Annotated in this window: 10 protein-coding genes, 2 pseudogenes and 1 riboswitch; of the genes and pseudogenes, 8 read left to right on the top strand and 4 right to left on the bottom strand. The window is 32.4% G+C overall.

The window, feature by feature from the left end; genetic code table 11:
- The 3 genes and pseudogenes from BW929_RS15310 to BW929_RS15670 all read left to right on the top strand — a co-directional run.
- Window positions 1-213, top strand: a pseudogene (locus BW929_RS15310) (hypothetical protein); the annotation flags it as partial.
- Between the two features lie 207 nt (window positions 214-420).
- Window positions 421-867, top strand: a complete 447-nt coding sequence (locus BW929_RS14855; RefSeq protein ID WP_076546251.1) for a hypothetical protein — start codon at window positions 421-423, stop codon at window positions 865-867.
- Window positions 868-956: 89 nt separating this feature from the next.
- Window positions 957-2096: an SEC-C metal-binding domain-containing protein gene (locus tag BW929_RS15670; protein WP_076546250.1), complete on the top strand. Its 1140-nt coding sequence runs from the start codon at window positions 957-959 to the stop codon at window positions 2094-2096.
- On the opposite strand, the gene BW929_RS14845 is transcribed toward BW929_RS15670, so the two are convergent.
- Window positions 2093-2407: a type II toxin-antitoxin system RelE family toxin gene (locus BW929_RS14845; protein WP_076546249.1), complete on the bottom strand. Its 315-nt coding sequence runs from the start codon at window positions 2405-2407 to the stop codon at window positions 2093-2095. The two genes, BW929_RS15670 and BW929_RS14845, sit on opposite strands and share 4 nt — an antisense overlap.
- Window positions 2400-2654, bottom strand: coding sequence for an AbrB/MazE/SpoVT family DNA-binding domain-containing protein (locus tag BW929_RS14840; RefSeq protein WP_076546248.1), 255 nt, complete (start codon window positions 2652-2654; stop codon window positions 2400-2402). The genes BW929_RS14845 and BW929_RS14840 overlap by 8 nt, the downstream gene beginning before the upstream one ends.
- A 314-nt stretch (window positions 2655-2968) precedes the next feature.
- Between BW929_RS14840 and BW929_RS14835 the strand changes: the two genes are divergently transcribed.
- On the top strand, window positions 2969-3151 hold the full coding sequence (locus BW929_RS14835) for a hypothetical protein (protein ID WP_076546247.1): 183 nt from the start codon (window positions 2969-2971) through the stop codon (window positions 3149-3151).
- Window positions 3152-3325: 174 nt separating this feature from the next.
- Window positions 3326-3829: a GNAT family N-acetyltransferase gene (locus BW929_RS14830; RefSeq protein WP_076546246.1), complete on the top strand. Its 504-nt coding sequence runs from the start codon at window positions 3326-3328 to the stop codon at window positions 3827-3829.
- Here BW929_RS14830 and BW929_RS14825 read toward each other — a convergent pair.
- On the bottom strand, window positions 3826-4530 hold the full coding sequence (locus tag BW929_RS14825) for a hypothetical protein (RefSeq protein WP_076546245.1): 705 nt from the start codon (window positions 4528-4530) through the stop codon (window positions 3826-3828). The two genes, BW929_RS14830 and BW929_RS14825, sit on opposite strands and share 4 nt — an antisense overlap.
- Window positions 4531-4690: 160 nt before the next feature.
- Here BW929_RS14825 and BW929_RS14820 point away from each other — a divergent pair, with 160 nt between their 5' ends.
- The 3 genes and pseudogenes from BW929_RS14820 to BW929_RS15550 all read left to right on the top strand — a co-directional run.
- Window positions 4691-5179, top strand: a complete 489-nt coding sequence (locus BW929_RS14820) for a flavodoxin domain-containing protein (protein ID WP_076546244.1) — start codon at window positions 4691-4693, stop codon at window positions 5177-5179.
- Window positions 5179-5562 (top strand): FMN-binding protein, encoded by a 384-nt coding sequence (locus BW929_RS14815; RefSeq protein ID WP_076546243.1) that lies wholly within the window; start codon window positions 5179-5181, stop codon window positions 5560-5562. Before BW929_RS14820 ends, BW929_RS14815 begins: the two co-directional genes overlap by 1 nt.
- 28 nt (window positions 5563-5590) lie before the next feature.
- Window positions 5591-5773 (top strand): annotated as a pseudogene (locus BW929_RS15550) (HIT family protein); the annotation flags it as partial.
- A gap of 11 nt (window positions 5774-5784) precedes the next feature.
- On the opposite strand, the gene BW929_RS14805 reads toward BW929_RS15550, so the two are convergent.
- Entirely contained in the window at window positions 5785-6651 is an 867-nt protein-coding gene (locus BW929_RS14805) for an EFR1 family ferrodoxin (RefSeq protein WP_076546242.1), read from the bottom strand.
- Between the two features lie 151 nt (window positions 6652-6802).
- Window positions 6803-6902, top strand: a riboswitch (SAM riboswitch).
- Window positions 6903-7051 lie beyond the last annotated feature (149 nt).

Below are 7051 nucleotides of genomic sequence, written 5' to 3'. Positions count from 1 at the left end.
AAGAGCTTATTTAAAGTACTGAAGTATTTTAGAGCCTGTAAGTTTGAAAGTCTAAAAGCTTTTATCAGAAAGATAAATCGACCACCATCACGCACTTCTAAAGGTCGAAGAGTGATAGATTACGAAAAAATCTATCAGCTAACCGAAAGGCAGGTGATGGCAGGAGAAACAGAGTTTTTATATTCAACAGAATTAAATCCAGTGATTCTGTAAAAAGAATAAATATATTATGGTAAAATGTGGATGAAGACTATCTATTAGTACTCCATTATCTCTTTTTCTTAAAAATGGATAAGGTTGTGACTGAATATTCTGTAGATAGTATACTTTATCTATAACTTCAATTTGACAATGCTTAAATATTTTTATGCAATGCTAGTGAGAGATTTTATTAAAATAACAGAATGAGGGGTGCTAATTATGGGAAATAAAAAAGATAAATTCATTGAAATGTTTAACGAACTCTATGAACATCTAAAAGAGGTCAATGACTGGGATACTTCTTTTTACAGTCTGCTGCATGAAGGCCGGAATAATGATTATATTATTAAAAAGTACATAGATGAACTTGATACTGTCAGGGAAGTTAGAAACTCTATTGCCCACAATAATGAATATTATTTTTTACCCAGCAGCTCACTATACACTTTATTGGAAGAAATTTTAGATAAAGTAATAGATTCGCCTAAAATCAGTGACTTTATTGATGATAATTTAATGGTAATTAAAGAAGATACCTCAATAATTAAAGCGGGAAATAAAATTGATGCCTTTTTGATAACTAAAAATGGGAGCAGAGAGGAAGTTCTGCAGGGAATTATTACTGACTGGGAAATACCCGAAATTTATAATAAGTTAAATATTTAATTTGATAATTTAAGCAGCTAATAAATTGATATCCTAAAAATTTTAGGCTATACTTACTTTAGAAAATTTAGCATTAAGGAGACGGGTGAATGTATCAAAATTACAAAGAATTTTTAGCTTCATATACTAAAAGTGACTTAACAAAAATCAGGCAGTACTGGAACTTCAGTGGAATCAGTCAGTTAAATAAAGCTGAATTAGTGGATGTTCTGGATCAAAAAATAAAAGAAAATTTGAGAGAATGGATGGGGTATCAGAGTTCAAAAGAAATTAATTTTTTAAAAAAAATAATTAAAGAACAGCAGCAGATAGACTGGCTTGAAATAACTCCTCAAGATATTTTGCCTCCTGCCTTAGATAATTATCATGGGCACGGAATTATTGATATTAAGGATACAGAAACTGAAAGATCCGTCAGAATACCGGCTGATCTAGCAGCAGAGATTGCAGAGATTATAACTTATTCAGATTTTCAGGAAGAGATAAAAAATAATGATAGGCTGCTTCAATTTGCCCGGGGTCTTTTGGCTTATTATGGAGTTCTTTCAATTATGCAGTTGATTGAATTTTACGATTTCTATTTTGAGGTTGAAACTGAGCCAGAAAAATTTTATCATTTTTTGAAATTAATAAATGAAGCCTTCTTAAATACTTTTGATATTGAATACTTTGATCACTATTATCTCTATTCAGGGGTTTTTAATCCAGAAGAAATGATTAGAGAAATAAAAATGAGACCACAAATTAATTACTATCATCCGAAAAAGAAAGATATACTCTATGCTGGAAAACATGACCGGGAAAAATTGAATTTCACTCAGCAGAAGTTCAGAAAAAAACTGCTTAAAGATTTTTCTCTCTCAAAAGATGAGGTGGAAGAGATAATCTGGACTATGATGCTGGATATAAAAAATGACAGGAAGACAATAGAGATTATTCAGGAATTAGCAGACAGATTAGAATTTGATCATTTTGATCAGGCACAGGATTTCTTTCAGGAAATGAATGAATTTCATAATAATACGCGACTCTGGGTTTTAAAGGGTCATACCCCGAATGAGATTATGGAAGAAGAGCGTAAACACCTGCGTCCACTACCCAAAAAAGGATATAAGTCCAGATCTCGCGGGGATGAGACAGTTGTCAAAGAGGAAAAAGTTGGCCGCAATGATCCCTGTCCCTGCGGCAGCGGTAAAAAGTATAAGAAGTGCTGTCTGGGGAAAGACTAGAGCAATCCCTGTTTTTTAAGAATTTTAACTCTTCTTTTTGCTTCTAAATAAATATTTTGTCTGCTGCCAATAATAATCATTAAACATATTTTATTATCTTCTAAGATTTTAAAAATAGCTCGATACTGGCCGTCGTTTAATGAAAAATTAAAGCTTCTTAAGCCTTTTAGAGTTCCTGAAAGCGATTTGCTTTTTTCAATTGGATTATTTTCTAAAGTAATAATTTTTTTAATCGCTTTTTCTTTTTGATGTTTAAGACTTTTTAAGTCATCTTTTACTGATTTAATAATCTCAATTGAATAATCACTCATCTAGATTAATCCCTTCTTCTTCTGCAAAATCTCTTAGATTTTGTGTGTGTCCATCTTTATATTCTTTTTCTGCATAGGCAGCTAATTCTACCAGAGGATCTTCAATAGCTCGGGTTAATTCTACCCTACCCGGGCTTAAATTCATAAAAAGTATGTCACCTGATTTAATATCTGCTTTTTTGCGCGCTTCTTTAGGAATTGTAATTCTGCCTCTAGAATCTACTTTTACTACTAATTTATCACTCATTTTATCACCACCTTGAATTTTATGGGTTCTACCCACATATTAATTATATTATAAGCTAATAATTTAAGCAAATATAAGAGTGAAAAATAAATAGAGATATATTTAGACAAGAATTATTTGAACATATGTATTGAAAGATTACCATAAATTAATTCTGGCAGTATCGATGTTAATTGAAAACAACTTTCTAGGGGAAGCTATAGTAACTGGAGTTTTTAATCAAAAAGAGATAGGAAATGCACTTAACTTACTTCAGAGTGTTCTGGAAAAAGGCATAAAAACACCTCTATTTTGAAGGAAACAGGAAATTTGATTTGGAAAATGAATTATATAAAATTAAGGCAAATCTAAAATCTGTAAATATGGAAAGCAAAGAAAAGAGATTTAAATTTTTAAATTCATTAATATTTGATGCAAAACAACCATTAACAGAAAAAGCCTGGGATAGATTAGAAAAGATTGAAAATCTGAAACTGCTTGATTTTTATTTATCTTAATGAAAATAGAAATAAGATTTTTCTAAAAATGAGAGAATACTTTACTGAAAATATTGATTGTTTAGTAGAATTGTTAAACGAAAACAGTATAATTTGAGAATTTAAAATCGATAATGAGATTAATATAAGGAGTTGAGCTTATGATATCAGTAGTTTTAAATTTAGGAGGTAGTTATGCAGTTTAAAAAAGTTGAGAAAGATGATTTGAGTTCTTTACAGAAGCTTTCTAAACTGGCAGCTGGGATTGTTAAAAAACATTTCGACCCGATTATTGGGCCTGAGCAGAATGATTATATGATTGATAAATTTCTTTCGGTGGAGTCAATTACTGAACAGCTGAAAGAAGGTTATCAGTATTATTTCGTTCAGGATGAGCAGGGAGAAAATATTGGTTTTCTGGCCTTTTATCCAAAAGAAGAGTCAATGTATTTGAGCAAATTTTATCTTAAAGAAGAAGCTCGGGGAAAGGGCCTCTCCAGAAAAATGCTTGATTTTGTGGTTGAAGCTGCCAGAAGAGAAGGGCTTACCTCAATCAGGCTGAATGTTAACAAAAATAATAGTGCAGTTAAGGCCTATCAAAAGCTTGGTTTTATAAAAGTCGGCGAACGGAAAAAGGATATCGGTAAGGGCTTTTTTATGGACGATTTTGTTTTTGAATATAGAATAGATTATTCTTAAAAAATAAATTTATAGACCATAAATGCGGTTACTGCTATTATAAAAGCTAAAATTAAATAGGTTGAACTTTCTTTTTCCACAAAGATTCGGGTATCCCACCAGATTTTTGGCATTCTGATCAGGTCACTAAAGGTCCAAACTTCTCTGCGGCCGATGGCAAGAGTATATTTACCCTGCTGTTGTTCAGCTGAAAATACTGCCAGGTAGTAAGTGCCTGCTGCTGGAGCTGGAATTGAAAATTGCTGCCTCCTCCAGTAAGAAGTCATGGTGAACGGTTCAAAAAAGATTTCAGGATTAGCCTGATCATCTCTAACAATAATTATATTTTTGTCTGCTTCCAGTTTTAAAATAGAAATGATATAATTAGGATCATAACCGGCATAATTACTTTCTAATCCTGGACCAATCAGGGCCACATCCGGCCTGAAATCCTGATATCTTTCTATTTGAGGAATAACCAGGCTGAAGTAGATTTCTTCTCCCTGCTCAGCCTGAAAATGGTAGTAATCAACATCACCTGCACTATCTAATTGATTGTAGGCAGCCCAGGAAATCTGGTGGTCCTCAACAAATATTGGATTAACTTTGGTTGCAGGAGCAGAGGTGTCTATTGGTATATGAGCCAGTGCAGTTAATTTTAGGCTTAAAATTAAGATTAAAAGAATAAAGACTATTGAAAATGAATTTATCAAAATTTTCATTTTTATTCACCTCTTTAATTTTAATCTATATTTTAATTATATTGCTAAAAAAATTAAACTACAATAAAAAAATGCTTTCAAGAAATTATATTTTAGCAAAGTAATTTCTGATATTGTCTGTAAAGTCATTGACACATAAAATTTAATAAGGGGTGAAAAAATGAGTACATTGATCGTTTATGCCACTAAATATGGATGTACTGAAAAGGCCGTTAATAGGCTGGCTGATTACCTGGATGGAGAAACCCAACTGCTGAATCTGGGCAGTAGGGATAATAAAGTTATTAAGCTAGAAGAATATGATACAGTTGTGGTTGGAGGATCTATTTATGCCGGGAATATTCAGCAGGAAGTAAAAAAATTCTGTTCAGAAAATATTAATACCTTACTCCAGAAAAAATTAGGGCTATTTATCTGCTGTGGTATGAGTGAGAAAGCAGGGGAACAGCTGGAAAATTCATTTGACAAAAGACTGCTGGAACATTCACTAAGCAAAGGTTATTTCGGTTATGAATTTAATTTTGACCGGATGAACTTTGTTTCCAGATTTATGGTAAAAAAACTGGCCAAAGTCAAGGAAAACAAATCTGAGATTAAGGATGAAAATATTAAAGAATTTGCAGAAAAACTGCAGCGAGGTGAAGGCTAATGAAAACATTCTGGAAAGTAATTTTATTGCTAGTGATAATTATAATTTTCCTTGCTGGAGGTGGGCTTTTCTATCTGAGCCGCGGTCTTGATTCAGGCAGTCGGGTGCCAATTAATGAGGTTGACCTTTCAGCTCTGACTGATGGGACTTACACCGGCACCTATGAGGGTGGTAGATGGACAAATACGGTTAAAGTTACTATTAAAGACCACAGGATTACAGATATAGAAATAGTTGATGATCTTTTATTCTCGCAGCCCGAGGTAGTAGACAAAATTCTGGCCAGAGTTATAGATGAACAGAAAGTAAATGTAGATGTCATCTCCGAGGCAACTGTAAGCAGTAAAGCTTATTTAAAAGCGATTGAACTGGCTTTGAAGTAGATGCGATGAGCTAACTGATCACTTTAAGGATATAGTAGAACTGAGAAAACTAAAATACTACAACAGAATTGGTTTTAATGTCAATTATGCCGGTGGGCAGACGGTGATGCATCTTCATCAGCATATTATACCCCGCTATGAAGGTGATGTAGAGAATCCCAGAGGAGGAATCAGGAGGCTGAAAAAGCAGCTTGTTTATTATGAGGGCTAGAACACTAAAGACTATTTTTTTATAATTTCACCTTTTTTATAGTCAATTTCAGTATAATTAATCTCATTATCATTTATAGCTTGTCTAACATTATATTTAAAAACGGGATCAAATATTTTCATATCTGCTGAAGAGTATATTGCCTGTACCGGGCATATCATCTCACAATTAAAGCATAATTCACAGCTTTTTCCCCATTGGGGTCTTTTTTTGCTGTTTAAAATAATGTTATTTTGAGGACATTCTTTGACACATTTACCACAACCTGTACAGCTTTTTTTACTGAAAAAGAGTCTGGTGTAGATTTTATCTATAAGCCATCTTTTTGTTAATAAAGATTCAATATTGTAAATTAGATTCTTTTTATTTTTGCTTTTATAACTATAATTATTTTCTGAAGCTGTATTTTGCTGAAAAGATTCTATTAAGTAGCGGGTAAATTCTTTAGCCTGACTGATATCATCTTTGTTTGGGCGGCTTTCTGATAAGAGAACTCCTTCTTTTAAATATCCCAAATATTTATCTTCACCCCTGGCAGCATAGAAACCCAGATTAACTGTATTTTTTTCTTTGAGTATTTTTCTTATCTGAAAAGGCACATTAAAATAATAGCTGCCATAACTAATAAAAGAAAATACAGCTTTATTATTTAAGTCTGGCAGAGACTTCAGATAATCTTCTACTATAAAAGGCAGTCTAAAATAATAAACAGGGCTGCCAAATCCAATTAGATCATATTCTTCTAAATGATCAACCTTCTCATCTTTAATATTTTTTAATTTTAGATACCATTCATGGGCAGCCAGTTCCTCGCCGATAGCTTCAGCGACTTTTCTGGTAGAATTTGTTTGGGAAAAATATAAAATTAAGCATTTCACTTTAAAAACTCCTTTTCCTATTTATCTTTAATTAACTGATATTTATAATATTAGTTGTATCTAAATAGAATCCTGCAGGAAAAATTATCTAAGTATATTTTGTTATTCATTAACTTCTGTGTTAATCTATAATTACAATTTAATAAATCTAATCTTATTAAGAGTGGTGGAGGGAACGGACCCGGTGAAACCCAGCAACCCCCGTCAGAGAAGGTGCTAATTTTCGCAGCAGTTGTGCTGAAAGATAAGAAAAGATGCTGATGATTATTTATGAGCTCTTCTCTTATTGAGAAGAGTTTTTTTAATATATAGGAAATTATGCTTTTGCAGGAATGTGGATAACTTTGTAGAAGGATAAAAATATTATGAGCCCAAAACAAAGAGGAAAACGTATTAAAGT

The organism is Halanaerobium kushneri (genome assembly GCF_900156285.1).
GTDB lineage: Bacteria > Bacillota > Halanaerobiia > Halanaerobiales > Halanaerobiaceae > Halanaerobium > Halanaerobium kushneri.
This window is presented reverse-complemented; position numbering and strand designations above follow the sequence as displayed.

What these genes read in the sequence shown, in the direction of transcription:
- BW929_RS14855 (WP_076546251.1), top strand. Translation starts at nt 421, where the DNA reads ATGGGAAATAAAAAAGATAAATTCATTGAAATGTTTAACGAACTCTAT.
- BW929_RS15670 (WP_076546250.1), top strand. Translation starts at nt 957, where the DNA reads ATGTATCAAAATTACAAAGAATTTTTAGCTTCATATACTAAAAGTGAC.
- BW929_RS14845 (WP_076546249.1), bottom strand. Translation starts at nt 2,407, where the DNA reads ATGAGTGATTATTCAATTGAGATTATTAAATCAGTAAAAGATGACTTA.
- BW929_RS14840 (WP_076546248.1), bottom strand. Translation starts at nt 2,654, where the DNA reads ATGAGTGATAAATTAGTAGTAAAAGTAGATTCTAGAGGCAGAATTACA.
- BW929_RS14830 (WP_076546246.1), top strand. Translation starts at nt 3,326, where the DNA reads ATGCAGTTTAAAAAAGTTGAGAAAGATGATTTGAGTTCTTTACAGAAG.
- BW929_RS14825 (WP_076546245.1), bottom strand. Translation starts at nt 4,530, where the DNA reads ATGAAAATTTTGATAAATTCATTTTCAATAGTCTTTATTCTTTTAATC.
- BW929_RS14820 (WP_076546244.1), top strand. Translation starts at nt 4,691, where the DNA reads ATGAGTACATTGATCGTTTATGCCACTAAATATGGATGTACTGAAAAG.
- BW929_RS14815 (WP_076546243.1), top strand. Translation starts at nt 5,179, where the DNA reads ATGAAAACATTCTGGAAAGTAATTTTATTGCTAGTGATAATTATAATT.